A 24,855-nucleotide genomic window follows, 5' to 3' on the forward strand; every position below is an offset into this window, starting at 1 on the left:
CCGGAGGTACCGAGAGCGCCCGTTGGCGCGTGGCGCGCGACCAGCGGCGCCGCCACGGCGCAGCTGCGTCCTGGACGGCTCTACCGGACGAGTGACAGGTCTATCCGTCGCCCGGGAGCCGGGTGATGCCGTGGCGGTCGAGCGCCGCGACGATCGGCGGCTGTCGTCGCTGCCAGTAGCCGCGGACTGCGTCGCGCCGGACGGGGAGGAACGGGTCGTCGGCGACGTCGTCGAGGTAACCGAGCGCAAGGATGATCGACGTGATCGCGCTGTCTGCGTGTGCGGGCTCGTAGCGGGCGAGGTAGAGGGCGAGCCCCTCTTCGACACTGCGGCCGCCGTGCTGCTCGATCGCCATCAGGTCGTAGTAGTCGCGTAGCTGGCCGCGGCCGGCGATCGCGTCCAGCTCCATCGCGAGGAGGTCGCCGAGACCCGCGACCTGGAGTCCGGCGACGGCCGTGGTCGGCTCGAGCAGGCGCTCGGGCCGGTCTGTCCCGCAGTGGAGGAATTGCACTCCGGTCTCGCCGAAGAGGCCGTTCAGCGTCCCGACCGCTTGTTGGGTCGTCGCGAAGTCACCCAGAGAGCGCAGTTGCCGCGCCAGCTCGTCGAGGTCGAGCGGCCGGTGGGAGAAGAAGTCGAGGTCGCGGCTCTGCCGGTGGCGGAGGTGGACCGCCAGCGCCGTCCCGCCCCCGAGGTACGCCTCGGCGGGAACCACGCCGGCGATCTGCCGCCAGGTCTGCGCGGTGTCTCCCGGGAGCAGCGCCTGCAGCCAGTCGGGCAGGCTCACGGGCGAGCGCTCCCGGCCAGGTTGCGGGCGAGAGCGCGTTGCGCGGGCGAGAGGCCGCGGTTTCGCGCCGCCTCGTTCCAGTCGGCGCTCGTGAGCGCCCGCAGCCCCCAGGCGAGCCCGTCCAGGTCGCCACTCGAGACCAGTCGCTCCGCGACGTACGCCCCATGGCGTTCGAGGTCGATTCTGCTCGGGTCGGCGTTCCAGAAGAGGTGGCGAAGGCGAGCGGGCACTCGGGTGGGATGCGCAGTCGAGGTTCGGGAGGGGAAGCGGACGGTGGCGAGACTGGGGGCCAGGGCGGGCCAGTCGGGTGCGGTGGCGTCGGCGTAGATCACCTCCGTCGCGCGTGCCCGGCCGGCGGCGATCCACTCTCGCCGCGTGCGCGCGAGCCCGCGGCCTCTCAGGGAGCGGAGCGCACGCGCGGCCGCGGTCGGAGACACACCTGCGCGGCGGGCGACCGCGCGCGCCGACATCAGCCCGCGCGGTGCCCGGGCGAGCGCGGCCAGCACGAGCGCCTCGATCCTGCCGAGCCCGTCGACCGGGGGCAGGGCACCAAGCTCGGCCTGCAGGTATTCGAACTGGCGTGGGGTCAGCAGCACGCGCCCGCCGCCACGCCGCTCGGCGTCGATTCCCAGCCTTCTGATCGTGCGTGTCACCCGCGGCACGCTCGTTCCCAGGCGGCGCGCAGCCTCCGCGGCCGACATAGTGTCCATTTCGTACGTTCAGCGGATCGGTTCCGCGCCGTCGCGTGTGCGTCGGCCAGGCTCACGAAGCGTCCACAGCAAACCCGCCGACGCTCGGTCACGCACGACTCTTCGGGATCGCGAGGCCTGAGTCCCGCTGCGCCATCGGAGACAGGGGAGCCCGCGGACGGGCTCCCCTGCCCGGCCACGACGCAACCTCGGGGCCAGGCGGTTTCCCGCCTGAGGGGAGAGGAGTCGCGCCGCAGCAGTTGTATCTGTCTCACATCGCAACGATGATTGCGAGCGTCGGTTCGCACCTCCCGAAAGGAAAAATCCGCAAAATGGATATCTCCAGGCTGTCCCAGGGCGCCAAGCTCGTGGTCGCCGCGACGATCGCGTTCCTCGTCGTGTCGATCTTCAACTGGCAGGAGGTCGACTTCCAGGGCATCGCCTCTGCCGGCGTCAGCATGTGGCACGGGTGGGGGGTCCTCGCCGGGCTGATCGCGATCGCGATCCTCGCCTGGGAGGGTCTTCGCCTTGCCGGCATCAAGATCCAGATCGGACTCTCGCCGACGATGGCCACGATGGCCCTCGCCATCCTGCTCGGCCTGTTCACGGTGCTCAAGTTCCTCGTCGACAACGAGTTCCGCACGTTCTGGGCCTGGCTCGGGCTGCTCCTCGCGATTGCGGTCGTGGCGGGCGCGTTCCTCAACATGCAGTCCGCCGGCGAGTCGATCTCCGAACTGAAGACCTCGGTGGTCGCTGCCGCGGGCAGTGCCGCTACCGCGGCGAAGGAGGCGGTCGAGTCCGCCACCGACAAGCAGGCCGACACGCCGGCCGACACGCCGGCCGACCCGCCCGCCGACCCGCCCGCCGACGCGGCGGGCGAGCCGCCGGCGGCACGGCACGACCAGGGCGACGACGAGCCCGGGCGGAGCGTCTGACCGATCCCCGACGGGCGCCCGCTCCCGGGTTCGCCGGGGCGGGCGCCCCGCTACACTGGACTCATGGCCGAAGTCGGCACCATGCGCGTGAAGAGCGGTCTCGCCGAGATGCTCAAGGGCGGCGTCATCATGGACGTCGTCAACGCCGAGCAGGCGCTGATCGCCGAGAACGCCGGTGCCGTCGCCGTCATGGCGCTCGAGCGCGTCCCGGCCGACATCCGCCGTGACGGCGGCGTCGCCCGCATGTCCGACCCGGGCATGATCCGCGAGATCCAGGAGGCCGTCTCGATCCCGGTGATGGCCAAGTGCCGCATCGGCCACTTCGCCGAGGCGCAGATCCTGCAGGCGCTCGAGGTCGACTACATCGACGAGTCCGAGGTGCTGACCCCCGCCGACACGGAGCACCACGTCGACAAGTGGGGCTTCACCGTCCCGTTCGTGTGCGGGGCCACGAACCTCGGCGAGGCGCTGCGCCGCATCGGCGAGGGCGCGGCGATGATCCGCACCAAGGGCGAGGCGGGCACCGGCGACATCGTCAACGCGGTCACGCACATGCGCGCCGTCTTCGGCGGCATCCGACGGCTGCAGTCGCTGCGCGGCGACGAGCTGTACGCGGCGGCGAAGAACCTGCAGGCGCCGTACGAGCTCGTCCGCTGGGTGGCCGAGAACGGTCGCCTGCCGGTCGTGACGTTCACCGCCGGCGGCATCGCGACACCCGCCGACGCCTCGCTCTGTATGCAGCTCGGCGCCGACGGCGTCTTCGTCGGCTCCGGCATCTTCAAGTCGGGCGACCCCGACCGCCGCGCGAAGGCGATCGTCGAGGCGACGACGCACTACCAGGACGCGAAGATCCTGGCCGAGGTCTCGACCGGGCTCGGAGAGCCGATGGTCGGCATCTCCTCCGCGTCGCTCGCCGAGGGCGAGCGACTCGAAGTCCGCGGCTGGTAAGGCTCTTCGCCGCATGAGAATCGGGGTTCTCGCCGTGCAGGGGGCGTTCCGCGAGCACGCCGCGATGCTGCGGCGCCTCGGCGCCGCCGTCGTCGAGGTGCGCCTTCCGGAGCACCTCGCAGGGCTCGACGGGCTCGTCATCCCGGGCGGCGAGTCGACCGCGATCCTGCGCCTGATGGCGCTGTACGGGCTCGACGAGGCGCTACGGGGCTTCGACGCGCCGATCTTCGGCACCTGCGCCGGCATGATCGTGCTCGACCGGGAGCGCCTCGGCCTCATCGACCTGCGCGTGGAGCGCAACGCCTTCGGCCGGCAGGTGGCGAGCTTCGAGACCGAGCTCGCCGTCGAGGGCGAGACGGAGCCGTTCCACGCCGTCTTCATCAGGGCGCCGTGGATCGCCGAGGCCGGGCCCGGCGTCGCTATCCTCGCCGAGGTCGACGGGCACCCGGTGCTCGCGCGCGAAGGCCGGATCCTCGTCGCGTCGTTCCACCCGGAGCTGACCGACGACACGCGGATCCACGAGCGTTTTCTGGCAATGGTCGAGGAGGGCATGAGTGTCCGGGCATAGCAAGTGGTCGACGATCAAGCACAAGAAGGGCGCCGCCGACGCCAAGCGCGGCAAGCTCTTCACGAAGCTGTCGCGTTCGATCATGGTCGCGGCCAAGGAGGGCGGCGCCGACCCGGCGACGAACCTCGCGCTGCAGAACGCGATCGAGAAGGCGCGCTCGTACTCGATGCCGAAGGACAACATCGAGCGTGCCATCGCCAGGGGCACCGGTGCCGACGCCGACGGCTCCGCGTTCGAGACCGTCGTCTACGAGGGCTATGGCCCGGAGGGCGTCGCCGTCATCGTCGAGGCGCTCACCGACAACCGCAACCGCACCGCGTCCGACGTCCGGCACCTGTTCTCGAAGCACGGCGGCAACCTCGGCGCCACGGGGGCCGTCGCCTGGCAGTTCGAGCGGCGCGGCATCGTCCTCGTAGCGGCCGAGGGCGTCGACGAGGAGGAGCTCTTCCTCCTGGCCGCGGACGCAGGGGCCGACGACGTGGAACGCGATGGTTCCGTGTTCCAGGTCGCGAGCGCGCCCGAACAGCTTGCCGCCGTGCGGGAGGCGATCGAGGCGGCCGGGCTGACGATCGAGTCCGCCGAGCTGTCGATGGTGCCGAAGGTCACCGTCGCGATCGACGACGAGAAGACCGCGAAGCAGGTCGTGCGCCTCGTCGAGGGACTCGAGGACAACGACGACGTGCAGGACGTGTACGCCAACTTCGACATCCCCGAGAGCCTGCTCGAGGCCGTCGCGTCGTAGGCGGCCGGCCGCGGCGTGCGGCGGGTCGGCGCCGGGCGGCGATGCGCGGGCCGCCGTGCCGGCGGCGCACCGGCGGGGCCGTCCGCTCCGACCCCTACCCTTCCACCGTGAAGGTCCTCGGCATCGACCCAGGGACGGCTGCGTGCGGCTACGGGATCGTCCTCGAAAGCGGCGGGCGCATCAGCGCGCTCCAGCACGGGTGCTGGCGCAGCGGACCGCGCGAGCGCCCGGAGCTGCGCCTGAGGACGATCTTCGACGGCGTGCAGGAGCTGATCGCGGCGCACGCGCCGGACGCCGTCGCGCTGGAGGAGTCGTACGTCGGCGCCGACGCCCGCATCGCGCTCTTCGTCGGCCAGGCGCGCGGCGCCGCCATGGTCGCGGCCGCCACGGCCGGCATCGAGTGCAGCGAGTACGCGCCCGCGCGCGTCAAGCAGTCCGTCTGCGGGCACGGGCGCGCCGACAAGCATCAGGTGACGCGCATGGTGACGATGCTGCTCGCCCTTCCCGCCGAGCCCGAGACGTCGCACGCGGCCGACGCGCTGGCGGTCGCGATCTGCCACGCGCTGATGCCCCCGCTTGCCCGGATGGCCTCGTGATCGCCCGCCTGCGCGGCATCCCCGCGGGGCGCAGCGCCGACGGGCTCGTGCTCGACGTCGGCGGTGTCGGCTACCTCGTCGCCGCGACGCCGTCGGTGCTGCGACGGGCCGAAGCCGGGGCGGAGGTGACCGTCGAGACCTACCTGCACGTGCGCGAGGACACGATGCAGCTGTACGGGTTCGCGGACGCCTCGGAGCGCGAGCTGTTCACGCACCTGCTCACCGTCGCCGGCATCGGCCCGAAGGTCGCGCTCGCCGTCGTGTCGGGCTCGCCCGCCGCCGAGCTGCGCCGCGCGATCGCGCTCGGCGACCATGCGCGCTTCCAGGCGATCCCCGGCATCGGCAGGAAGACCGCCGAGCGCATCGTGCTCGAGCTGCGGGAGAAGATCGGCGTCGAGACGGACGCCGCCGTCTCGGCGGCGGCGGGCACGTCGACCCATCTCGTCGCGCGCGACGCGCTCGTCGAGCTCGGCTACTCGCTCCACGAGGCCGAGCAGGCACTCGCCGGCATCGATCCCGGTCTACCCGCCGAGGAGCGGATCCGGCAGGCGTTGCGGGCGGCCGTGGCATGAGCCAGTTCCTCGCACCCGACCTGCGGCCCGAGGACGAGGAGATCGAGCGCTCGCTGCGCCCGCGGCGCCTCGACGACTTCGTCGGCCAGGAGCGCATCAAGGAGCAGCTGCAGATCGCGCTCGATGCCGCCAAGGCGCGCGGGGAGGCCCTCGACCACGTGCTGCTCGCCGGCCCGCCCGGGCTCGGCAAGACGACGCTCGCCCAGATCGTCCGCGAGGAGCTCGGCGTCGGGATGCGCACCGTCGCGGGCCCGGCGCTCGAGAAGAAGGACATCGCCGCCATCCTGACTGCGATCGAGCCGCGCGACGTGCTCTTCGTGGACGAGATCCACCGGCTCAACCGGGCCGCCGAGGAGATCCTCTACCCGGCCCTCGAAGACTTCCGCCTCGACATCATCTTCGGCCAGGGGGCCGCGGCGCGCGCGCTCACGATCGACCTGCCGCCGTTCACCCTCGTCGGTGCCACGACGCGTAGCGGGCTGCTCACGACGCCGCTGCGCGACCGCTTCGGGATGACGTTCCGGCTCGGCTACTACGAGCCCGCGCAGCTCGGCACGATCGTGCGCCGCTCGGCGCGGATCCTCGGCGTGGAGATCGCGGACGACGCGGCCGACGAGATCTCCCTGCGCTCGCGCGGCACGCCGCGGATCGCGAACCGCATCCTGCGGCGCGTGCGCGACGTCGCCGAGGTGCGGCACGCCGGGGTGATCACGACGCGGGTCGCGCGCGAGGCGCTCGAGCTGCTCGAGGTCGACGTCGAGGGCCTCGAGCGCATCGACCGCGAGCTGCTCGAGGCGGTCGCGCACAAGTTCGGCGGCGGACCCGTGGGGCTCTCGACGCTCGCCGTCGCCCTCGGCGAGGAGCAGGACACGATCGAGGACGTCTACGAGCCGTACCTGCTCCAGCTCGGCTTCCTGCAGCGCACTCCGCGGGGCCGCGTCATCACCGAGCTCGGCCGCGCGCACGTGGGGGCGACGAGGACCGACGGGAGCCTGTTCTGATGCCCGAGCTGTGGACGCCCGGGATGGCAGGCCCGCTGGAGGAGCTCGTGAGCCGCATCCACCGGCGCATCGACGGCTTCAAGACCGAGCGCGGACTCGACCGCGTCGACGTGAGCGTGGAGCTCGTGGACGGCGCCCTGCACCGCCTCGCCTCGCTCTCGTCCGAGCCGGGGTTCGGCTTCGTGACGCTGAGCCCGCTCCCCGACGGGGACGACCCGTACGAGCTGATCGTGCCGCTCGGGGCGATCAAGGAGATTCGCATCGGCGTCGGCGCGGACGAGCAGCGTCTCGGCTTCGCGCTGCCCGCCGAGTCGGGCTAGCCCGGCTGGTCGCGTCTCGACCTACGAGCTACGGCGGAACTGCAGCTCATGCCAGCTCGGCGTCGGTGCGAGCTCGAGCAGCGCGCGTCCGCCCTGCGGCTCGGCGTAGCCGAAGTCGCCCGCTCCCTCGTCCCACACCACCTCGAGCAGGCCCTCCTTGACGCGGTGGTCGAGGTACGCGCCCCGGAACACGAGCTTGCGCAGCCAGTAGACGAGCGACTCGCCGTCGTTCAAGGCGAGTCGCTCCCAGTGGCGCACGAGATAGCGGCCAAGCCCGCTGCGTGCGTCGGCGATGCGGCCGTCGGCGGCGAGCTCGACGAGGTCGCACGTCTCGTCCTCGTCGAGGTCGTTCCCCGCCACGAGCCCCAGCCGCACCGCGGCGGCGGTGACCCGCTCCTCGAAGTCGGCGCAGCCGAACGAGAACCGATACCCGAGGAACTCGAGCAGGTAGTCCTGGCCGGACACGTAGTTGACCTCGCCCTGGGTCACGCCCAGAGGCTAGCCTGAACCCGTGAACCTGCGTGTCACGATTCCCATGGTCTTCGCCGTCCTCGCGATCTGGCTCGTCGGCGCCGCGATCACGAAGTACTCCCTGGCGCAGATGGCGTACTTCGCGCCGATCGCCGTCGTCGTCGTCGGCGCCACGATCGGGATCGTGCTGCTCTGGGTGAAGGTCATCCTCGAGTCGACGCGGCAGCGGCGCGCCCGCCGCAGGGGCAGCGGAGCCTCTCCGTAGAGCGCGTGGCCGGCGAGCCGGTCGCGGACGGAGGCGAGGGCGCCGCACGCATGTCCGTCCGGCTCCGGTCCTATCGTGGCTCCCATGGCAGGAAGCTGGACGATCGCGCCGGTCGCGCTGGACGAGGTCGCCCGCCTGGCCTCCGAGCTCGGCGTGTCGGAGACGCTGGCGGCGGTGCTCGTGCGTCGCGGCTTCGGCGATCCGGGCGACGCGCGTGCGTTCCTCGAGCCGGAGGGCGTCTGCCACGACCCGCTGCTGCTCGGGGACATGGAGGCCGCGGTGAGCCGCCTGCGGCAGGCGCTGGAGCGTGGCGAGCGCATCTGCGTGCACGGCGACTACGACGTCGACGGGATCTGCGCCACGGCGCTCGCCGTGCTGACGCTGCGCGAGCTCGGCGCCGACGTCCGCTGGCACCTGCCGAGCCGGTTCGAAGAGGGATACGGCGTCTCGCGCGCCACGATCGCCCGCCTCGCCGACGAGGGCGTCGACCTCGTCCTCACCGTCGACTGCGGCATCACCGCGGTGGCAGAGGTGGCCGACGCCGCCGCCCGCGGGCTCGACGTGATCGTCAGCGACCACCACCGGCCCGGCGACAACCTGCCTGCCTGCCCGATCGTCGCGACCCGGCCCTCCGCGTATCCGTTCCCCGAGCTGTGCGGCACAGGTGTCGTCCACAAGCTCGCGCAGGCCCTGCTCGGGCCCGGTCACGCGGCGCTCGCGCGGCACCTCGACCTCGTCGCGCTCGCGACGATCGCCGACGTGGTGCCGCTCGTGGACGAGAACCGCGCGCTCGCGACGGCCGGCCTGAGGACCCTCGCGCGCACGCAGAAGCCGGGCCTGCAGGCGCTCATGCGCGCCGCCCGGGTCGATCCGGCGACGATCGACGCGACCGCGGTCGGGTTCAGGCTCGCGCCGCGCATCAACGCCGCCGGCCGTCTCGGGCGTCCCGACGTCGCCCTCCACCTCGTGCTCACCGACGACCGGCGCGAGGCGGACCTGCTCGCCGCCGAGCTGGAGACGCTCAACCGCGACCGCCAGGCGGTCGAGGACAGGATTCTGCGCCAGGCGATCGCGCAGGTGGAGAGCTGGCCGGACGAGAAGCGCCGGCAGCGCGGGTACGTCCTCTGGGGCGAGGACTGGCACGAAGGAGTGATCGGCATCGTCGCCTCGCGGCTCGTCGAGCGCTTCGGCCGGCCGATCGTGATGATCGCGGGCGGCGGCGAGGAGTGGAAGGGATCGGGCCGCTCGATCTCGCGCTTCGACCTCCACGGCGCTCTTGCCGCCTGCGCCGGGCTGCTCGAGCGCTTCGGTGGGCACCGTGCCGCCGCCGGCCTCTCCATCAGGCCCGAGCAGGTCGGGCCGTTCGCGGAAGCGTTCTCCGCGCACGCCGACGCCGAGCTCGCCGATGCCGATCTCGAGCCGGTCACCCGGGTCGACGCCGTCGTCCCCGCCTCCGCCCTCACCCTCGACCTCGCACGCGAGCTCGACCGGCTCGCGCCGTTCGGCCTCGGGAACCCCGACGTCATGCTCCTCGTGGCGAGCTGCGAGGCCGTCGACGCCGCCACCGTCGGCGAGGGCAGGCACCTCCGCTTCCGCGTGCGCCAGCACGGGCGCGACGGCGGCAGCGCGATCGCATTCGGCTTCGGCGCCCAGCTCGACCGCATACAGGGCGATGCCCGCTACGACCTCGCCTTCCGCCTCAAGGAGAACCGGTGGAACGGCACCTCGGCGCCCCAGCTCGTCGTGCGACGTGTGTTCGACGCGCCTTCCGCCTACGAGGAGCTGCGCGCCTGGCTCGCCTCGATGTGGCGGGCCGGCGAGGCCGCGTGGACGCCGGAAGCACGCCGTATCTTCGCCGAGCTCGACCTCGCCTCCGCGCCGGGCAGGCGCGAGCTGCTCGAGTCCGAGACGTTCCGGGCGCTCCTCGCCCACGGGGCGCCGCTGACGCTGCCCCGGGCCGCCTGACGGGCCGCTCGCCGCAGGCTACCGGGACGGCCGCGCCGCGCGCGCTCGAGCTCGAGCAGCAGGCGGAGGACGCGACGGTGCTCGAGATAGCGTCGGACGGCGCGCATCGGCCCTCCGTGCTTCGGCATCCCGGCACGGGCTCCTGTCCCCCGAAGTGCGCTGAGTACACTGACACCATGACCGTCGTCGACGCGGATCGCCATCACGAGGACCTCGTCGGCGAGCTGATCGCGAGCGTCGAGACGTACAACCCCGGCGTCGACCGCGATCTCATCCGGCGCGCCTTCGAGTACGCCGAGCGGGCGCACCGGGGGCAGGTGCGCCGCTCCGGCGAGGGCTTCATCAACCATCCGTGGGGCGTCGCGCAGATCTGCGCCGAGCTGCATCTCGACGAGCAGACGATCGCCGCCGCGCTGCTGCACGACGTCGTCGAGGACACCGCCACCGGGCTCGACGATCTGCGCGCGGAGTTCGGGCCGGAGATCGCCCAGCTCGTCGAGGGCGTCACGAAGCTGACCCGTATCACGTTCCAGAGCCGCGAGCAGGCGGAGGCGGAGAACTACCGCAAGATGATCGTGGCGATGGCGCAGGACGTGCGCGTGATCCTGATCAAGCTCGCGGATCGCCTCCACAACATGCGCACGATCGAATACCTCGGCAAGCAGAAGCAGGTGCAGAAGGCGAAGGAGACGCTCGAGGTCTACGCGCCGCTCGCGCACCGCCTCGGCATCCACGCCGTCAAGTGGGAGCTCGAGGACCTGTCGTTCGGGATCCTGCACCCGCGCAAGTACGCCGAGATCAAGGCGATGGTGGCCGACCGGCGCGCCGACCGCGAGGCGCAGGTGGAGCGCGCCGCACAGCAGCTGCAGTCGGAGCTCGAGAAGACCGACATCCCGGCGGACATCTCCGGCCGCGCGAAGCACTTCTACTCCATCTACGACAAGATGGCGAAGAAGGGTCGCGAGTTCAACGAGATCTACGACCTCACCGCGATGCGCGTGATCGTGGAGCGTGGCGGAGACGAGGGCACGCGCGACTGCTACGGCGCGCTCGGGATCATCCACTCGCTGTGGAAGCCGATGCCCGGCCGGTTCAAGGACTTCGTCGCGATGCCGAAGCTGAACCGCTACCGGTCGCTGCACACGACCGTGATCGGGCCGAACGGCACGCCGCTCGAGATCCAGGTGCGCACGCGGGAGATGCACGAGGAGGCCGAGTACGGCATCGCCGCCCACTGGCTCTACAAGCGCGGCCGTGCCGCGAAGGGCGACGACGAGTGGGTGGCATGGGTGAAGACGCTGATGGACTGGCAGGGCGAGGAGCAGGACGCCGCCGAGTACATGAAGACGCTCCGCACCGACCTCTTCGACGACGAGGTGTACGTGTTCACGCCGAAGGGAGAGGTGAAGACGCTCCCGTCGGGCGGCACGCCGATCGACTTCGCCTACGCCGTGCACACCGACGTCGGCCACAAGACGGTCGGCGCCAAGGTGAACGGGCGCATCGTGCCGCTCCACTACAAGCTCAAGAACGGCGACTTCGTCGAGATCCTCACCTCGAAGTCGGGTCGCGGCCCGTCCCGCGACTGGATGTCGCTCGCCGCCTCCTCGCGGGCGCGCAGCAGGATCCGCCAGTGGTTCCAGCGGGAGACGAAGGGCGAGACGGAGGCGAAGGGCCGCGAGGCGCTCGATCAGGCCCTGAAGGCGCAGAACCTCCCTTACCGGAAGCTGCAGGGCTCCGCCGTGCTCGCACAGGTGATACGCGACCTCGGGTTCAAGAAGGCCGAGGACTTCTACCTCGCCGTCGGCTCCGGCAAGCTCGGCACCGGCCAGGTCGTGAACAAGGTGCTGCAGCGCCTGAAGACGGAAGAGGTGGCCGAGGAGCCGGCCGTCACGCTCAAGCCGGCGAAGGCCCGCTCGACGGTCGCGGGCGACAGCCTCGGCATCGTCGTGCAGGGAGTCCAGGACGTGCTCGTGCGGCTCGCCAAGTGCTGCACCCCGGTGCCGGGCGACGAGATCCTCGGCTACATCTCGCTCGGGCGCGGGATCACGATCCACCGCGCCGACTGCCCGAACGTGAAGGCGCTGATGCGCAACCCGGAGCGGTTCACGCCCGTCGAGTGGGAGGGCAGCGCGAAGACGAGCTTCCGCGTCCAGATCGCGGTGGAGGCGTGGGATCGCGCGCGGCTGCTCGAGGACGTGGCCCGCACCTTCTCCGAGCACGGCGCCAACATCGTCGCCTACGGGGGCACCGTCGAGGACGGGATGGCGAAGAACTGGTACGCGGCCGAGCTCGGCGACGTCAACGACCTGCGCTCGCTGCTGTCGGCGCTGCGGCATCTGGACGCGGTGTTCGACGCCTACCGCGTGACGCCGAACTGATCCAGGCGCAGCCGGCCGCCCGCGCCGCCGCGCACGGGTGGCGCGTCCCCTCGAACGAGGGATTGCACCCTCCGTACGGGTGAGTAGAACCTGAGCAGGGGGAGGGGAGAGCCGCAGCGACCGTCCGTCAGCCGGGCGGTCGCGCGGTGTGTCGGCCGGCTGTCGCGCGCGCTGCGGCTGCGCGCGGCGGCCCGCACGGCCTCAGGGCTCCCAGGCCTCGCCGCCGGTGTCCCAGCCGAGCAGCACGTGCGCCGACACGAGCCCGGCTACGCGCCGCAGGAAGGCCTCGCCGGCACTGCCGTCGACCGCGAGCTCGCCGACCCGCGTGCCCTGGTAGTCGACCGGGACGCGCAGGCGGCGCCTCTCGTCGGGGACGCCCGCCTCGGGGCCGAGCGACAGCTCGCCGTTCTCGAGGAACAGCACGCCGGCCCAGCTGATGCCGTCCTCGCGCGCGAGCTCCGCCACCACGGCGCGCAGGACGTCGTCGGCGTCGCCACCGCGGTCGAGGATGCGGTCGATCGCCTCGAGCGCCCGCGTGCTCATTCCGCCAGATCGACCCCCTCGAAGGCGCGGATCGGCGCGCGCGCGCTCTCCGGGATCGGCGTCGGACGCCGCGCCACCGGGTCGACGAGCACGAGCGTCTGCGTCGCGGTCACCATCAGCACGTCGTCCGGCAGCCGGTACGCGGCGCAGTCGTAGGTGACGCTCGTGTGTCCGAGCCTGCTGATGCGCACGAAGCACTCCAGCAGATCGTCGAAACGTGCCGGCGCGTGGTACTCGACGGCGGAGGCCCGCATCACGAACTCGGCTCCCGCGACCGAGAGCGTGCCGAGGTGCCGGTGGTACTCGGTGCGGGCGTGGTCGAAGTAGGGCAGGTAGCGCCCGTAGTAGACGACGCCCTGCGCGTCGGTGTCGGAGAACCACACGCGCGTGAGCGCCGAGTACTTGAACGGCGGCCGCCGTCCGCTGACCCGCCCGAGCTCGGGTGCGCCGCCCATGTCAGCCGCGGATCAGCGCCACGAGCTCGTCGCGCTTCTCCACCATCTTCCGCTCGGACAGCGCCTCGAGGTTGAGTCGCAGCAGCGGCTCGGTGTTCGAGGGCCGCACGTTGAAGTGCCAGTCGTCGAAGTCGACGGAGATGCCGTCCAGATGCGAGATGCGACCTCCCTGCGAGGCATAGCGCTCCTTGATCTCCTGCAGCTTCAGCGCCACGTCCGCCACCGGCGTGTTGATCTCGCCGGTGATGAAGTACTGCGAGCGCAACGGCGCCAGGATCTCGGACAGCTTCGCGCGCCCGCGCGAGACGAGCTCGAGCATGAGCAGGAACGGCACCACGCCCGTGTCGGCCTGGGTGAAGTCGCGGAAGTAGTAGTGGGCGGACACCTCGCCTGCGAAGACGGCGTTCTCCTTGCGCATCCGGTGCTTGATGAACGCGTGGCCGACCCGGTTGACGAGCGCCGTGCCGCCTGCGGCGGCGATCGTGCGCGGCACCGCCCAGCTCGCGCGGACGTCGTAGAGCACGGTGCCGCCCGGGTTCTTCGCGAGCACGCTCTCGGCCAGCAACGCCGTGACGAAGTCACCCGGAATGAACTCCCCCGTGTCGTCCACGAAGAAGCAGCGGTCGGCGTCCCCGTCGTAGGCGACGCCGAGATCGGCTTCCTCGCAGCGTGTCCTCTCGACGATGAAGGCGCGGTTCTCGGGCAAAAGCGGGTTCGGCTCGTGATTGGGGAACGCACCGTCGGGCTCGAAGAAGCACCGCACCACGTCGAGCTGGGGCAGGCGCTCGAGCACGGGGGGCAGCATCGCGCCGGCCATGCCGTTCGCCGCGTCGATGACGACGCGCAGCGGCCTGATCGCGTCGACGTCGACGAACGAGAGCACCTTGTCGACGAACCCGGGCCACACGTCCTCCGTGCGGATCTCGCCCCGGCGCGACACCGGGCCGAAGCCCGCCTGGGCGCGGCCGCGGATGTCGTCGAGGCCCGAGTCGCCGCCCACGGGAAGGGCGCCGCGGCGCACGATCTTCATCCCGGTGTACTGCTTCGGGTTGTGGGAGGCCGTCACGCAGATGCCGCCCTCGAGCCCGAGCTCGCCGACGGCGTAGTAGACCATCTCGGTGCCGACCATGCCGATGTCGAGCACGTCGGCGCCGCCGTCGGCGGCGCCTTCGATCACCGCGGCGGCCATGGCCGGCGCGGACAGGCGCATGTCCCGCCCGACGGCGATCGCGCGCGGCTCGAAGTGCTCGACGTAGGCGCGCCCGATCGCGTAGGCGCCCTCCTCGTCGAGCTCGGAGCCGTAGAGGCCGCGCACGTCGTACGCCTTGAAGACCCTGGGGTCGAGCATGGGCACGATGCTAGCCCGGATCTTCCACCCGGCGCGGGCGCTACATCCCGCCCGGCCCGCTGTCACGCCGGCGGAGCTGTCCCGGCTACCCGGCGAGCACGACCCGGATCGCCTGGCTCGACGCCTCGTCCGGCGACTCCGAGATCACCGTCGCAGGGCGGTCGAAGCGATCGAGCGCCGCGCGCAGCGGCTCCGCCCGTAACGTTCCCTCGCCGTAGGGCAGGTGGTGCTTCTCGTTGCGGTTCGCATAGGCGATGTCCGAGAAGTGGATATGGAACGGCGCGCCCGGCGCCAGCACCTCGTCGACCGCCTCCAGCGCGTCGGCGAACAGGGGGGCCTCGAGGTAGGCGCCGTCGCTCGTCGCATGCATGTGCGCGAAGTCGAGCACGGGCCGCACCCAGCCGGTGCGCCGGGAGATCTCGACGACGTCGTCGAGCGAGCCGAGGTCGCGCACCCGTCCCATCACCTCGACGCCGAACGGCACCGCCCGCCCTTTGCCCTCGAGCCGCTCGCGCAGCGCGCCGAGCTGCTCGACGACCGACCGGATCGCGTCCTCGCGCGAGCGGCCGAGCAGGAAGCCGGGGTGGAACACGACCACCTCGGCGCCGCTCGCCGCGGCGATGCCGGCGCTGCGATCGAGCGCGCCGACGGCTGACGAGAACTTCTTCCCGCTCGCCTCCAGGTGGCCCATGAAGCCGAACAGCGGCGCGTGCAGCGACAGCGCCACGTCGCGGGCGCGTGCCGCCTCGCCGAGCCGCTCGGCCCACGGGTAGTCCATCCAGAAGCCGCCCTCGAAATCGATCTCGCATGCGTCGTAGCCGCGCGCGAGCAGCAGCTCGACCGCCGCCTCGGGGCTCTCGCGGTCGGGTATGCGGGCCGGACCGACGCGGATTCGTCCCATTTGCGGGGACTCTATTCCGTCCGATCGCGTTCGTACGCTTTCCGCCATGGAACGGCCGACCCGGATCGACCTGCTCGAGCTCGACATCGACCTGCGCCTCACCGACCTGTGGCGCGAGGCCGTGGACGTCGCCGAGTGGAACCTCGAGGTCGTGGCGGCGTTCATGCGCGCCGCCTACGGGAAGGGCTACTGCGACGCCTTCACCGAGGAGTCGCCGGGCTCGCTCTGCCACGACCACGGCTACGAGATCCCCGGCCGCGCCCGCGAGATCGCGCAGTAACGGCACCTCGGCGCATGCGGCGCAGGTGTCCACGCATGTGGGTAAGCTTGCGCCGTGACCAGGAAGCGCTCCCCGGCGCGTCTCGTCATCGCCCTTTCGATCGCGGCGGTGCTCGCCGTCTTCCTTCTCTACACGTCCATCGCGGGCGGCGGCACGCCGTCGCTGAAGCCGAGCCAGCTCGGATCGCAGACGGGTGAGGTGTCGCTGTCCGGCCTCGTCGTCGGCCCCGTCACGGGCGACGCCCACGCGGCAGGCTTGCGCTTCCGCCTCAGGGACGTCGGGAGCAGCGCCAACGGCAAGACCGTCGCCGTGCTGTACACGGGATCGGTGCCCGACCTGTTCAAGGTCGGCCGCGTCCTCGTCGTCAGCGGGCGCTTCGAGAACGGCACCTTCGTCGCCAAGCGCGACTCGATGGTGACGAAGTGCCCGTCCAAGTACTCGGCCGCCAAGCCGGCGAACGGGTAGATGGCCGAGCTCGGTCGCGCGGCTCTCGTCGTCACGCTCGGGCTGGCGCTGTACGCGCTCGTCGCGGGCGTCTACGCGGGCGTCGCCCGCCGCCGGCGCTTCGCGCTGTCGGCCCGCAACGCGCTGATCGCCTCGTTCGCGAGCACGCTCGTCGCCTTCGGCGTGCTCGCCGCCGGCTTCCTGCGCCGCGACTTCTCGCTCACCTACGTCGCCGACCACTCGAACCGATCGCTCTCCGGGATCTACCGGCTGTCGGCGCTGTGGGGCGGGCAGGAGGGCTCACTGCTGCTGTGGCTGCTCATCCTCACGGGCTACTCCGCCCTCGCCCTCTGGATCAACCGGAACCGGGCGAAGGACCTCGTGGTCTGGGTCACACCCGTGCTCGCCGCGATCACCGTCGGGTTCGCGTTCCTGCTCGTCGTCGTCGCGAGCCCGTTCGCGCTGCAGGTTGCCCCGCTCGACGGCGCCGGCCTCAACCCGAGCCTGCAGAACCCGTACATGATGGCCCACCCGCTGTTCCTCTATCTCGGCTACGTCGGCCTCTCGGTGCCGTTCGCGTTCGCCATGGGGGCGCTGCTGTCCGGACGAACCGACGAGCGCTGGATCGTCGCCACGCGCCGCTGGACGCTGCTCGCATGGACGACGCTCGGCCTCGGCCAGCTGTTCGGCGCCCACTGGGCGTACGTCGAGGTGGGCTGGGGTGGCTACTACGCGTGGGATCCCGTCGAGAACGCCGCTCTCATGCCCTGGCTCGCCGCGACCGCATTCCTCCACTCCGTCATGATCCAGGAGAAGCGCGGCATGCTGAAGGTGTGGAACGTCGTGCTCGTGTCGCTCGCGTTCTGCCTGTCGCTCTTCGGCACCTTCATCACCCGCTCGGGCGTCATCACCTCCGTCCACTCGTTCGCGCAGAGCGACATCGGGCCCTGGTTCCTGGCCTTCATCATCATCGCGGTCGCCTTCTCCGTCGCCATGATCATGTGGCGGCTGCCGCTGTTGCGCTCGACGACGAGGCTCGAGTCGCTCGTCTCGCGCGAGGCGGTCTTCCTCTACAACAACCTGCTGCTCGTGGCGCTGTGCCTCACGATCCTGTGGGGCGTCGCCTGGCCGCTCCTGTCGGAGGCGGTGCGCGGACAGTCGGTGGTCGTCGGCCGGCCCTACTTCGACTTCTTCCTCCGTATCTTCGGGCTGCCGCTGCTGCTGCTGATGGGCATCGGCCCCCTGATCGCGTGGCGGCGCGCGTCCGTCCGCGGGGTGCTGCGCACCTTCACGTGGCCGGGGGCGATCGCGGTCGGGACGGGCGTCGTCCTGCTCTTCCTCGGCGCGGGCTCGTCGATCCCCGGCCTCGTCGCCTACACGTTCTCCGCCTTCGTGCTGGCGGCGATCGGGCTCGAGTTCGTCCGCGGCACGCGGGCCCGGCGCGCCCTCTCGCGCGAGTCGTGGCCGGTCGCGCTCGCCTCGTTGCTGTCCCACAACCGGCGCCGCTACGGCGGCTACGTCGTCCACGCCGCGATCGTGCTGCTGGCTATCGGCATCGCCGGGTCGAGCGCCTACGACTCCGTCAGCGAAGGCAGGCTCTCGCGCGGCCAGGCGCTCTCGGTCGGCGGGTACACGGTCACCTACCAGGGGCTGAAGGAGCGTGACACCGATCACGCCACCGAGGTTCGCGCGCAGCTTGCGGTGCAGCGCGACGGCAAGAGCCTCGGGCTGCTCGAGGCCGGCAAGAACTCGTACAAGGTCGCCGGTCCCGACCCGCAGGTGTCGTCCGAGGTGGGGGTCCGCAGCGACTACTCGACCGGGGAGGATCTGTTCGTGATCGCCGAGCAGATCAACAGCGACGGCAGCGTGTACTTCCGCATCTTCGTGAAGCCGCTCGTCAATCTCATCTGGCTCGCGGGAATCGTCTTCGTGCTCGGATCCCTCGTCGCGCTGTGGCCCGACGCCCGCGAGGAGCGCCGTCTCGTGCTCCGCTACGAGCTGGCCGGCAGCCCCGTCCGCGGCCGGTGACGGCCGCGCTCGTGCTCGGGGCCGCGCTCGCCGTCGCCGGCGTCGTGATCGTCGCGTTGCCGTTCCTGCACGATCCCGCGCCCGCCTCCGACGAGCTCGACGTGTTCACGCCCGAGCGCCGGCGCCTGCTCGAGCTCGCAGAGGAGCGTGACAGGGCGCTCGCCGCCCTCAAGGAGCTCGAGGCCGATCACCGCGCCGGCCGGGTGAACGACGAGGACTACCGCGCGTCGGTCGGCCCGCTCAGACGCGACGCGGCGGCGGCGCTGCGCGCCCTCGATGCGATCGCGACGGCCGCGCGCGCCGCGCCGGCAGAGCAGGGAGTGGCGCCGTCGTAGCGAAGACGTCAGCCATGGTCCGGCGTGTACCGCTCGGCGCCGTGTTCGCGGCCGTGCTGCTCCTCGCCGCTCCGGCGGCCGGAGACCCCGGCTCCGACAAGGCCCGCATCGACGGGACGATCGGCGAGCTGCGCGCGCGCATCGACCGTGCCGGACATCAGGCGGGCGTGCTCACCACGCAGATCAGCGAGGTGACGGGCAAGGTGCGCACGCTGCAGGAGGGCGTCGACGCCGAGCAGGCGCGCCTCGCGGCGCTCGAGTCCCGGCTCGCCGCGTCGCGTGCGCGGCTTGCGCAGCTGGAAGCGCGGATACAGGAGCAGAATCGTCGCCTCGCCGTTCTCGAGCGCGAGTACGCCGCCGCCCTCACGAGCCTCGAGGCGCGCGTCCGCGAGATCTACACCACGGAGACCCCGGACGCGCTGTCCTTCGCGTTCGGGGCCTCGTCCTTCTCCGACCTTCTCGACACGGTCGATCTGATCGACCGGATCGGCCGCCAGGACGAGCGGATCGCGGCAACCGTGAAGCGTACGGCGCAGGATCTCGCTCGAACGCGCGCCGCGACGGAGCGTGACCGCGCCGACGTCGCCACCGAGACGAGCGCGGTGGCACAGCGGACGGAGGAGCAGCGCGCCGCCCGCGACCGGCTCGTCGCCAGCCGCGACGCGCTCATGGCGGCGCAGCGCGAGAAGCGGGCGACGCTGGCGGCGATCCAGGGCGACCGCGCCGAGTTCGTCGCCCAGGTAGAAGTGCTGCAGGCGCAGAGCGCCGCGCTCGCCGCGAAGATCGTGGCCGCTCAGGCGGCTGCGGCACAAGCGGCGTCGTCCAGCCCCGGCGAGCAGGCGCCGCCGCCGTCGACGGGCAGCTTCGTCTGGCCCGTCAGCGGTACCGTCACGAGCGGCTTCGGGCCCCGCGACGGACGCACGCACGAGGGGATCGACATCGCCGTGCCGTCCGGCACGCCCGTGGGCGCCGCAGCGTCCGGCACCGTGATCCAGGCAGGGTGGCTCGGCGGCTACGGCATTCTCGTCGTCATCGACCACGGAAACGGCGTCTCGACCGCCTACGCACACAACTCCGGCGTCGCCGTCACGGTCGGTCAGCGCGTCACCCAGGGCCAGGTTATCGCGTACGCGGGGAGTACGGGGAACTCGTCCGGCCCGCACGTGCACTTCGAGGTGCGCGTCGGCGGCAGTGCGGTCGACCCACTCGGCTACCTGTAGACGACGGCCGACGGGCGTACGCAAGGCCGGTCTCGGGCGCCGCCGTCGAAGCCGGTGCGCAGGGGCGGCGAGTGCCGCGGCTAGGCGGCGTCTGTCGCGGCGGCCGGCAGCGTCTCGGGTGTCACGTAGCGCAGGTCGGGCAGCGCCCGCCAGCGCTCGTCGAGCCCGAGGCCGTAGCCGGCGAAGAGCTCGTCGGGGACGGTGAAGCCGACGTAGCGAAGGTCGATGTCGCCGACGAGCCGGCGGTACGGGCGGTCGAGCAGCGTCACGGCGGCGAGACTCGCCGGGTTGCGCGTGCGCAGCGTGCGCACGAGGAAGCCGAGCGTCAGCCCCGTGTCGACGACGTCCTCGACGACGATCACGTCGCGCCCCTCGATCGGCGTGTCGAGATCCTTCAGCAGCCGCACGCCGCCGCTGCGCCCAGCGCCGTAGCCGGCGAGCTCGACGACGTCGATGCCGTGGAGGATCGGCAGGGCGCGAGAGAGGTCGGCGAGGAAGACCGCGCTCGACTTCAGCGGCGCCACGAGCAGCGGCTCGCGCCCCGCGTAATCCGCCGTGATCTCGCGTCCGAGCTCGGCCACGCGCGCCGCGATCTCCTGCGCGGACAGGTACACGTCCCCGACCGCAGGCCGGGCCTCTATGAGGCGAGCTTCAGCTGATATCGCTGGGCGAGGCGCTCGAGGTCGCGCCGGTAGAAGAGCTTGACGTTGACGTGCGGGTAGAGCTGCTTCAACTCCCGCAGCTTGCGGTTCTTGCGCGTGACGAGCGACTGCTTCATCACGGTCACCTCGACGTAGAGCTCCTGGTCGGGAAGGAAGAAGTCCGGTGTGAACGCGCGCCTGACCCGCCCCTCCGCGTCCCGCTCGAGCACGAACGACGTCGGCTCGTAGTCCCACGGCACTCCGTACCAGTCGAGGATCTTCGCGCACTCGAGCTCGATCCGGTTGGCGAAGCGCGGCGCCTCGGAGCCGCAATATGCCTGGAACCGGTGGAATTCCGCCCGCACCGGGGCAAGGCTAGTGACCGCCCCGGACGCCACCGCCGGGCGGCGTCCCCGCGACCCCTTGGTTTGCAGGAGGATTCCGCCGTAGACTGCCGGCATGGCCGACGGCGCCGGGCCGGTCTTCCGCATCGCCCACCTCTCCGACCTGCACTGCGGCGGGCCGTACTTCGAGCCGACCCTGCTCGAGCGGGCGATCGCCGAGATCAACGAGCTGGAACCGGATATCGTGATCTGCTCGGGCGACCTGACGACGCTCGGCTTCAAGCACGAGTACCACCTCGCCCGGGAGTACGTGAACCGGATCGCGTGCGACGCGCTCGTCGTCGTGCCCGGCAACCACGACTCGCGCAACGTCGGCTACGTCCACTTCGAGGAGCTGTTCGGAGAGCGGAACTCCGTGCTGCGCAAGGGCGGCGTCACCGTCGTTGCGGTCGACTCGACCGAGCCGGACCTCGACCACGGCCAGATCGGCCGCGGCCGCTACCCGTGGATCGAGCGCGAGTTCGCCGCCGGGCCGGCCGACCTGAAGATCTTCGTGCTCCACCACCATCTGCTGCCCGTGCCGGGCACCGGCCGCGAGCGCAACGTCGTCTACGACGCCGGCGACGCGATCGAGTGCCTGCAGCGCGCCGGCGTGCGGCTCGTCCTCTCGGGCCACAAGCACGTGCCGTACGCGTGGCGCCTCGAGAACCTGTTCGTCGTCAACACGGGCACGGTCTCGTCGCTGCGTCTGAGGGGGAACACGAGGCCCTGTTACAACGTGGTCGAGGTCTGCGGCAGCCATGTCGACATCTGGCGCCGCCATCCCTTCCACGGGCAGGAGCGGATCATCCAGTTCTCGACCACCACGCTCGAGTACGAGAAGTACACGGGCCGGATCGACGCCGAAGTGAGGTCGCGGCCGTGAGGGCCGTGGCGCTGATCGACGGCGAGCACTACGCCGCGGTCGTTCGCGACGCCTTCCACGAGCTTCCCTACGAGATCGTCGCGGCGGTGCTCGTCGGCGGCTCGGAGAAGCTGCGCGGCGGGGAGGGCTACGGCGTCCCCGTCGCCGCGACGCTCGAGGAGGCCGTGCTCGCGCACGCGCCCGACGTCGTGCTCGACCTCTCGGACGAGCCGGTGCTCGGCCCGGTCGAGCGGTTCCGGCTCGTGGCGCGCGCCCTCGCGCTCGGCGTTCCCTACGAGGGTGCCGACTTCCGCTTCGAAGTGCCCTCCTTCGCGTCCGTCGCAACGCCGTCGCTCGCGGTGATCGGCACCGGCAAGCGCGTGGGCAAGACCGCGGTGACGGCGCACGTCGCCGCCACCCTGGCGGCCGGCCGGCGCCTCGTCGTCGTCGCGATGGGCCGGGGCGGGCCGGCCGAGCCCGAGCTGGTGGAGACGGCGCCCACGCTCGAGGCGCTGCTCGAGCGCTCGCGCGCCGGCCGCCACGCGGCCTCGGATCATCTCGAGACGGCGGCGCTCACCGGCGTTCCCACCGTCGGGTGCCGGCGTTGCGGCGGCGGCCTCGCAGGAGCCGTCGGGCTGTCGAACGTCGCCGACGGCGTGCGCGTCGCGGAGGCGCTCGCCCCGGACCTGCTCGTGTTCGACGGCAGCGGCGCCGCGCTGCCTCCGGTGGCTGCCGGGCGCCGCATCCTCGTCGTGAGCGCCCAGCAGGAAGCTGCCGTCGCAACCGGCTACCTCAACGCCTATCGCGCGCTTCTCGCGGACCTCGTCGTGGTGACGATGGCCGAGGAGGAGGCCGACCACGCACGGCTCGCGGCAGCGCTCGGCGGCATCACGCGGCCCGGCGTCCCCGTCGTCCGCGCCGTGCTGCGCCCGCGCCCGACGACGAGCATCGTCGGGCGGACGATCGCCTATTTCGGGACGGCGCCGGCGACGCAGCACGAGCGCATTGCGCGGCATCTGAGCGATGGTCACGGCGCTGTCGTGGCGCACGTCTCCGGGAGCCTCTGCGACCGTGGCGCGCTGCGCCGGGAGCTCGCGCGCGTCGACGCGGACACCTTCGTCGTCGAGCTCAAGGCGGCGGCGGTCGACGTGGTCGTCGAGGAGGCGAGCCGGCGTGGGGTGGACGTCGTGCTGACGGGGAACGACGTTTTGCCGCTGCGCGGGGAGATCGACCTCGACGCCGAGCTGGAACGGCTGGCGGCCGAAGCCACGCTCACAGCCGCGGTGCCCGCGTGACCGAGCGCCGCTACCTGGCGCCGCTGCCGCTCGGCGGCGACGAGGGGCCGCCGTGGTCGAAGGGGTTGATGGCGCGCGCGCTCGCCGCCACGGGTCTGACGCCGACGCGGGCGTACGAGCTTGCCCGCCGTGTCGATGCCGACATGGCGCAGCGCCGCGTCGCGGTGGTCGACCTCGATCGTCTCGGAGAGATCGCGGCGGAGCTGATCGGCGAGACCGAGGCCCGCAGGACGATCCGCCGCCTGCGCCGCCTGCAGGCGTTGCAGCAGCTCGAGCTGCCGGTGGTGCTGCTCGTGGGCGGTGCGACGGGCACCGGCAAGTCGACGCTCGCGACGGAGGCCGCGCACCGGCTCGGGATCACGCGGGTCACCTCGACGGACTTCATCCGGCAGACGATGCGCGCGTTCTTCTCCCGGGAGTTCATGCCGTCGGTGCACTACTCGAGCTTCGAGGCCAAGCTCGCGCTCACGCGCGCCGACGAGGATCTCTCAGGCGACGCGGCGTTGCTCGGCTTCCTCGACCAGACGCGCAACGTGCTCGTCGGCGTCGAGGCGGCGATCGACCGTGTGCTCACCGAAGGGTGGTCGATGGTGCTCGAGGGCGTACACCTCGTGCCCGGGATGATCGCGGTCGACCGCGCGGACGCGCTCGTCGTGCAGTGCGTCGTCGCCATCAGCGACGAGGATCTCCACCGCAGCCACTTCTGGGTGCGCGACGCCGCCAGCGACGGGCTGCGCCCGCTCGAGAAGTACATCGACGGCTTGCCCGAGATCCGTCTCATCCAGGACGTGCTGCTCGAGCGCGCGCGCCGGTTCGACGTGCCCGTGATCGAGAACGACTCGTTCGACGAGACGATCGGCGAGGTGCTCGACCTCGTCCTCACGAGCGCCGAGCGGCTCGTGCGCGCATGAGCTGCCTGTGCACGAACTATGCGAAGGCGACGGAGTGGGCGGCGCTCGCGGGGGCACGCTGGCTGGGGCGCGCGGACGAGGAGGCCGCCGAGGAGTCCGCGGCGGCGGGGATGCGGGCGGCGCTCAACGAGCTGCCGATCGACGGGAGGGTCATCGTCGGCGCGCGCGCGGGCGACGCCCTCGAGCCGGGCTGTGAGGTCGGGGCCGGAGGAGAGCAGGTCGACCTCGCGCTCGATCCGCTCGAGGGCCGGGGCGTCGTCGCCCGCGGCGGCACCGGAGCCATGGCCATGCTGGCGGTCGCTCCGGCCGGGTCGCTGCGGCGCCTGCCCGACATGTACATGCGGACGATGGCGGTGGGGCCGCGCGCGAAGGACGCGATCGACCTGCTGGCGCCGGTGGCGGACAACGTCGACGCCATCGCCGCGAGCTTCGGCCGCACGGCCGCCGACGTGACCGCGCTCGTGCTCGACCGGCCCCGCCACAGCGACCTCGTCGAGGAGATCCGTGCGGCCGGAGCGCGGATCAAGCTGATCCAGGACGGCACCGTGACCGCGTCGATCTCCGCCGCGATCCGCGGCACGAACGACCATCTCGCGATCGGCATCGGCGGCTCGCGGCAGGCGCTCCTGACCGCCGCGGCCCTGCGCTGCCTCGGCGGCGGCATGCAGGCGCAGCTGTGGCCGACGACGCGGGCGCAGATCGACGAGGCTCACGCGGCGGGCATCGAAGACGTCGCCCAGGTGTTCGCGGAGGGCGACCTGGCGCCCGGCGACGTGATCGTCGTCGCGACCGGCGTGACGAACGGCGACCTGCTGCGCGGCGTGCGCTTCCTCGCCGACAGCGCGCGCACGCACTCCCTCATCATGTGCATGCGCTGCAACTGGGTGCGCTTCAGCGACGGGATCCACTTCTTCGCGCGCGAACGGCGCGAGGAGGTGCGACTGCTGACGTGAACGTGCCTGCGAGATC

At 71.8% G+C, this 24,855-nt stretch carries 29 protein-coding genes; 20 read left to right on the forward strand and 9 right to left on the reverse strand.

Going from position 1 to position 24,855, the window contains the following annotated elements; translation table 11 throughout:
* Nucleotides 1-100: 100 nt before the first annotated feature.
* Nucleotides 101-784, reverse strand: coding sequence for a nucleotidyl transferase AbiEii/AbiGii toxin family protein (locus Gocc_RS03585; RefSeq protein ID WP_181813337.1), 684 nt, complete (start codon nt 782-784; stop codon nt 101-103).
* The gene (locus Gocc_RS03590) at nt 781-1,437 is read right to left on the reverse strand and encodes a MarR family transcriptional regulator (RefSeq protein ID WP_181813338.1); all 657 of its coding nucleotides are present in this window, start codon (nt 1,435-1,437) and stop codon (nt 781-783) included. Before Gocc_RS03590 ends, Gocc_RS03585 begins: the two co-directional genes overlap by 4 nt.
* A 368-nt stretch (nt 1,438-1,805) precedes the next feature.
* On the opposite strand from Gocc_RS03590, the gene Gocc_RS03595 reads away from it, so the two are divergent.
* From Gocc_RS03595 to Gocc_RS03630, 8 genes are all read left to right on the forward strand, one after another.
* Nucleotides 1,806-2,408 (forward strand): hypothetical protein, encoded by a 603-nt coding sequence (locus Gocc_RS03595; protein ID WP_114795192.1) that lies wholly within the window; start codon nt 1,806-1,808, stop codon nt 2,406-2,408.
* 63 nt (nt 2,409-2,471) lie between these two features.
* Nucleotides 2,472-3,356 (forward strand): pyridoxal 5'-phosphate synthase lyase subunit PdxS, encoded by an 885-nt coding sequence (gene pdxS, locus Gocc_RS03600; RefSeq protein ID WP_114795193.1) that lies wholly within the window; start codon nt 2,472-2,474, stop codon nt 3,354-3,356.
* Between the two features lie 13 nt (nt 3,357-3,369).
* On the forward strand, nt 3,370-3,924 hold the full coding sequence (pdxT, locus tag Gocc_RS03605; protein WP_114795194.1) for a pyridoxal 5'-phosphate synthase glutaminase subunit PdxT: 555 nt from the start codon (nt 3,370-3,372) through the stop codon (nt 3,922-3,924).
* Nucleotides 3,911-4,666: a YebC/PmpR family DNA-binding transcriptional regulator gene (locus Gocc_RS03610; protein ID WP_114795195.1), complete on the forward strand. Its 756-nt coding sequence runs from the start codon at nt 3,911-3,913 to the stop codon at nt 4,664-4,666. The genes pdxT and Gocc_RS03610 overlap by 14 nt, the downstream gene beginning before the upstream one ends.
* A 107-nt stretch (nt 4,667-4,773) precedes the next feature.
* Nucleotides 4,774-5,262, forward strand: coding sequence for a crossover junction endodeoxyribonuclease RuvC (gene ruvC / locus Gocc_RS03615; protein ID WP_114795196.1), 489 nt, complete (start codon nt 4,774-4,776; stop codon nt 5,260-5,262).
* Nucleotides 5,259-5,834 (forward strand): Holliday junction branch migration protein RuvA, encoded by a 576-nt coding sequence (gene ruvA / locus Gocc_RS03620; RefSeq protein ID WP_181813339.1) that lies wholly within the window; start codon nt 5,259-5,261, stop codon nt 5,832-5,834. The genes ruvC and ruvA overlap by 4 nt, the downstream gene beginning before the upstream one ends.
* Nucleotides 5,831-6,835, forward strand: a complete 1,005-nt coding sequence (gene ruvB, locus Gocc_RS03625; protein WP_114795198.1) for a Holliday junction branch migration DNA helicase RuvB — start codon at nt 5,831-5,833, stop codon at nt 6,833-6,835. Before ruvA ends, ruvB begins: the two co-directional genes overlap by 4 nt.
* A complete protein-coding gene (locus tag Gocc_RS03630) occupies nt 6,835-7,155 on the forward strand; it encodes a hypothetical protein (protein ID WP_114795199.1) in 321 nt (106 codons plus the stop codon). The genes ruvB and Gocc_RS03630 overlap by 1 nt, the downstream gene beginning before the upstream one ends.
* A 21-nt stretch (nt 7,156-7,176) precedes the next feature.
* Here Gocc_RS03630 and Gocc_RS03635 read toward each other — a convergent pair whose 3' ends face one another.
* A complete protein-coding gene (locus Gocc_RS03635; protein ID WP_114795200.1) occupies nt 7,177-7,644 on the reverse strand; it encodes a hypothetical protein in 468 nt (155 codons plus the stop codon).
* 22 nt (nt 7,645-7,666) lie between these two features.
* Here Gocc_RS03635 and Gocc_RS03640 point away from each other — a divergent pair, with 22 nt between their 5' ends.
* From Gocc_RS03640 to Gocc_RS03650, 3 genes are all read left to right on the forward strand, one after another.
* Nucleotides 7,667-7,891, forward strand: a complete 225-nt coding sequence (locus Gocc_RS03640; protein ID WP_114795201.1) for a hypothetical protein — start codon at nt 7,667-7,669, stop codon at nt 7,889-7,891.
* Between the two features lie 84 nt (nt 7,892-7,975).
* On the forward strand, nt 7,976-9,856 hold the full coding sequence (recJ, locus tag Gocc_RS03645) for a single-stranded-DNA-specific exonuclease RecJ (RefSeq protein WP_114795202.1): 1,881 nt from the start codon (nt 7,976-7,978) through the stop codon (nt 9,854-9,856).
* A 176-nt stretch (nt 9,857-10,032) separates the two neighbouring features.
* Nucleotides 10,033-12,237, forward strand: a complete 2,205-nt coding sequence (locus Gocc_RS03650) for a RelA/SpoT family protein (RefSeq protein WP_114795203.1) — start codon at nt 10,033-10,035, stop codon at nt 12,235-12,237.
* Between the two features lie 201 nt (nt 12,238-12,438).
* On the opposite strand, the gene Gocc_RS03655 is transcribed toward Gocc_RS03650, so the two are convergent.
* From Gocc_RS03655 to Gocc_RS03670, 4 genes are all read right to left on the reverse strand, one after another.
* The gene (locus Gocc_RS03655; protein ID WP_114795204.1) at nt 12,439-12,780 is read right to left on the reverse strand and encodes a hypothetical protein; all 342 of its coding nucleotides are present in this window, start codon (nt 12,778-12,780) and stop codon (nt 12,439-12,441) included.
* Nucleotides 12,777-13,235: an acyl-CoA thioesterase gene (locus Gocc_RS03660; RefSeq protein ID WP_114795205.1), complete on the reverse strand. Its 459-nt coding sequence runs from the start codon at nt 13,233-13,235 to the stop codon at nt 12,777-12,779. The genes Gocc_RS03655 and Gocc_RS03660 overlap by 4 nt, the downstream gene beginning before the upstream one ends.
* Nucleotide 13,236: 1 nt before the next feature.
* On the reverse strand, nt 13,237-14,583 hold the full coding sequence (locus Gocc_RS03665; RefSeq protein ID WP_114795206.1) for a phosphomannomutase/phosphoglucomutase: 1,347 nt from the start codon (nt 14,581-14,583) through the stop codon (nt 13,237-13,239).
* 85 nt (nt 14,584-14,668) lie between these two features.
* Nucleotides 14,669-15,484: a sugar phosphate isomerase/epimerase family protein gene (locus tag Gocc_RS03670; protein ID WP_181813340.1), complete on the reverse strand. Its 816-nt coding sequence runs from the start codon at nt 15,482-15,484 to the stop codon at nt 14,669-14,671.
* A 46-nt stretch (nt 15,485-15,530) separates the two neighbouring features.
* Between Gocc_RS03670 and Gocc_RS15970 the strand changes: the two genes are divergently transcribed.
* From Gocc_RS15970 to Gocc_RS03690, 5 genes are read left to right on the forward strand one after another with little or no spacing between them, the layout of a single operon-like run.
* Nucleotides 15,531-15,764, forward strand: coding sequence for a hypothetical protein (locus tag Gocc_RS15970; RefSeq protein WP_181813341.1), 234 nt, complete (start codon nt 15,531-15,533; stop codon nt 15,762-15,764).
* Nucleotides 15,765-15,818: 54 nt separating this feature from the next.
* Entirely contained in the window at nt 15,819-16,229 is a 411-nt protein-coding gene (locus tag Gocc_RS03675) for a cytochrome c maturation protein CcmE domain-containing protein (protein WP_114795208.1), read from the forward strand.
* Nucleotides 16,230-18,236, forward strand: a complete 2,007-nt coding sequence (locus Gocc_RS03680; protein ID WP_114795209.1) for a heme lyase CcmF/NrfE family subunit — start codon at nt 16,230-16,232, stop codon at nt 18,234-18,236. It begins immediately after the preceding gene.
* The gene (locus Gocc_RS03685; RefSeq protein ID WP_114795210.1) at nt 18,233-18,571 is read left to right on the forward strand and encodes a hypothetical protein; all 339 of its coding nucleotides are present in this window, start codon (nt 18,233-18,235) and stop codon (nt 18,569-18,571) included. Before Gocc_RS03680 ends, Gocc_RS03685 begins: the two co-directional genes overlap by 4 nt.
* Nucleotides 18,572-18,585: 14 nt before the next feature.
* The gene (locus Gocc_RS03690) at nt 18,586-19,791 is read left to right on the forward strand and encodes a murein hydrolase activator EnvC family protein (protein ID WP_114795211.1); all 1,206 of its coding nucleotides are present in this window, start codon (nt 18,586-18,588) and stop codon (nt 19,789-19,791) included.
* 80 nt (nt 19,792-19,871) lie between these two features.
* Here Gocc_RS03690 and Gocc_RS03695 read toward each other — a convergent pair whose 3' ends face one another.
* Both Gocc_RS03695 and Gocc_RS03700 read right to left on the reverse strand, forming a co-directional pair.
* Nucleotides 19,872-20,405, reverse strand: a complete 534-nt coding sequence (locus tag Gocc_RS03695; RefSeq protein WP_114795212.1) for a phosphoribosyltransferase — start codon at nt 20,403-20,405, stop codon at nt 19,872-19,874.
* A 23-nt stretch (nt 20,406-20,428) separates the two neighbouring features.
* Complete coding sequence (locus Gocc_RS03700; protein WP_114795213.1) at nt 20,429-20,797, reverse strand: PDDEXK family nuclease; 369 nt, start codon at nt 20,795-20,797, stop codon at nt 20,429-20,431.
* A 94-nt stretch (nt 20,798-20,891) separates the two neighbouring features.
* On the opposite strand from Gocc_RS03700, the gene Gocc_RS03705 reads away from it, so the two are divergent.
* Genes Gocc_RS03705 through Gocc_RS03720 form a run of 4 tightly spaced genes read left to right on the forward strand, consistent with a single transcriptional unit; the run spans nt 20,892 to nt 24,839 of the window.
* Nucleotides 20,892-21,701 carry a metallophosphoesterase family protein gene (locus Gocc_RS03705; RefSeq protein ID WP_114795214.1) on the forward strand — a complete coding sequence of 270 codons (810 nt, stop codon included), beginning with the start codon at nt 20,892-20,894 and terminating at the stop codon, nt 21,699-21,701.
* Entirely contained in the window at nt 21,698-22,975 is a 1,278-nt protein-coding gene (locus tag Gocc_RS03710; protein WP_114795215.1) for a 2,3-diphosphoglycerate synthetase, read from the forward strand. Before Gocc_RS03705 ends, Gocc_RS03710 begins: the two co-directional genes overlap by 4 nt.
* Nucleotides 22,972-23,886, forward strand: coding sequence for a hypothetical protein (locus tag Gocc_RS03715; RefSeq protein WP_114795216.1), 915 nt, complete (start codon nt 22,972-22,974; stop codon nt 23,884-23,886). The genes Gocc_RS03710 and Gocc_RS03715 overlap by 4 nt, the downstream gene beginning before the upstream one ends.
* Nucleotides 23,883-24,839 carry a fructose-bisphosphatase class II family protein gene (locus tag Gocc_RS03720; RefSeq protein ID WP_114795217.1) on the forward strand — a complete coding sequence of 319 codons (957 nt, stop codon included), beginning with the start codon at nt 23,883-23,885 and terminating at the stop codon, nt 24,837-24,839. The genes Gocc_RS03715 and Gocc_RS03720 overlap by 4 nt, the downstream gene beginning before the upstream one ends.
* Nucleotides 24,840-24,855 lie beyond the last annotated feature (16 nt).

Source organism: Gaiella occulta, assembly GCF_003351045.1.
Lineage (GTDB): Bacteria > Actinomycetota > Thermoleophilia > Gaiellales > Gaiellaceae > Gaiella > Gaiella occulta.

What these genes read in the sequence shown, in the direction of transcription:
- Gocc_RS03595 (WP_114795192.1), top strand. Translation starts at nt 1,806, where the DNA reads ATGGATATCTCCAGGCTGTCCCAGGGCGCCAAGCTCGTGGTCGCCGCG.
- pdxS (WP_114795193.1), top strand. Translation starts at nt 2,472, where the DNA reads ATGGCCGAAGTCGGCACCATGCGCGTGAAGAGCGGTCTCGCCGAGATG.
- pdxT (WP_114795194.1), top strand. Translation starts at nt 3,370, where the DNA reads ATGAGAATCGGGGTTCTCGCCGTGCAGGGGGCGTTCCGCGAGCACGCC.
- ruvB (WP_114795198.1), top strand. Translation starts at nt 5,831, where the DNA reads ATGAGCCAGTTCCTCGCACCCGACCTGCGGCCCGAGGACGAGGAGATC.
- Gocc_RS03630 (WP_114795199.1), top strand. Translation starts at nt 6,835, where the DNA reads ATGCCCGAGCTGTGGACGCCCGGGATGGCAGGCCCGCTGGAGGAGCTC.
- recJ (WP_114795202.1), top strand. Translation starts at nt 7,976, where the DNA reads ATGGCAGGAAGCTGGACGATCGCGCCGGTCGCGCTGGACGAGGTCGCC.
- Gocc_RS03650 (WP_114795203.1), top strand. Translation starts at nt 10,033, where the DNA reads ATGACCGTCGTCGACGCGGATCGCCATCACGAGGACCTCGTCGGCGAG.
- Gocc_RS03655 (WP_114795204.1), bottom strand. Translation starts at nt 12,780, where the DNA reads ATGAGCACGCGGGCGCTCGAGGCGATCGACCGCATCCTCGACCGCGGT.
- Gocc_RS03660 (WP_114795205.1), bottom strand. Translation starts at nt 13,235, where the DNA reads ATGGGCGGCGCACCCGAGCTCGGGCGGGTCAGCGGACGGCGGCCGCCG.
- Gocc_RS03665 (WP_114795206.1), bottom strand. Translation starts at nt 14,583, where the DNA reads ATGCTCGACCCCAGGGTCTTCAAGGCGTACGACGTGCGCGGCCTCTAC.
- Gocc_RS03670 (WP_181813340.1), bottom strand. Translation starts at nt 15,484, where the DNA reads ATGGGACGAATCCGCGTCGGTCCGGCCCGCATACCCGACCGCGAGAGC.
- Gocc_RS15970 (WP_181813341.1), top strand. Translation starts at nt 15,531, where the DNA reads ATGGAACGGCCGACCCGGATCGACCTGCTCGAGCTCGACATCGACCTG.
- Gocc_RS03680 (WP_114795209.1), top strand. Translation starts at nt 16,230, where the DNA reads ATGGCCGAGCTCGGTCGCGCGGCTCTCGTCGTCACGCTCGGGCTGGCG.
- Gocc_RS03690 (WP_114795211.1), top strand. Translation starts at nt 18,586, where the DNA reads ATGGTCCGGCGTGTACCGCTCGGCGCCGTGTTCGCGGCCGTGCTGCTC.
- Gocc_RS03705 (WP_114795214.1), top strand. Translation starts at nt 20,892, where the DNA reads ATGGCCGACGGCGCCGGGCCGGTCTTCCGCATCGCCCACCTCTCCGAC.
- Gocc_RS03720 (WP_114795217.1), top strand. Translation starts at nt 23,883, where the DNA reads ATGAGCTGCCTGTGCACGAACTATGCGAAGGCGACGGAGTGGGCGGCG.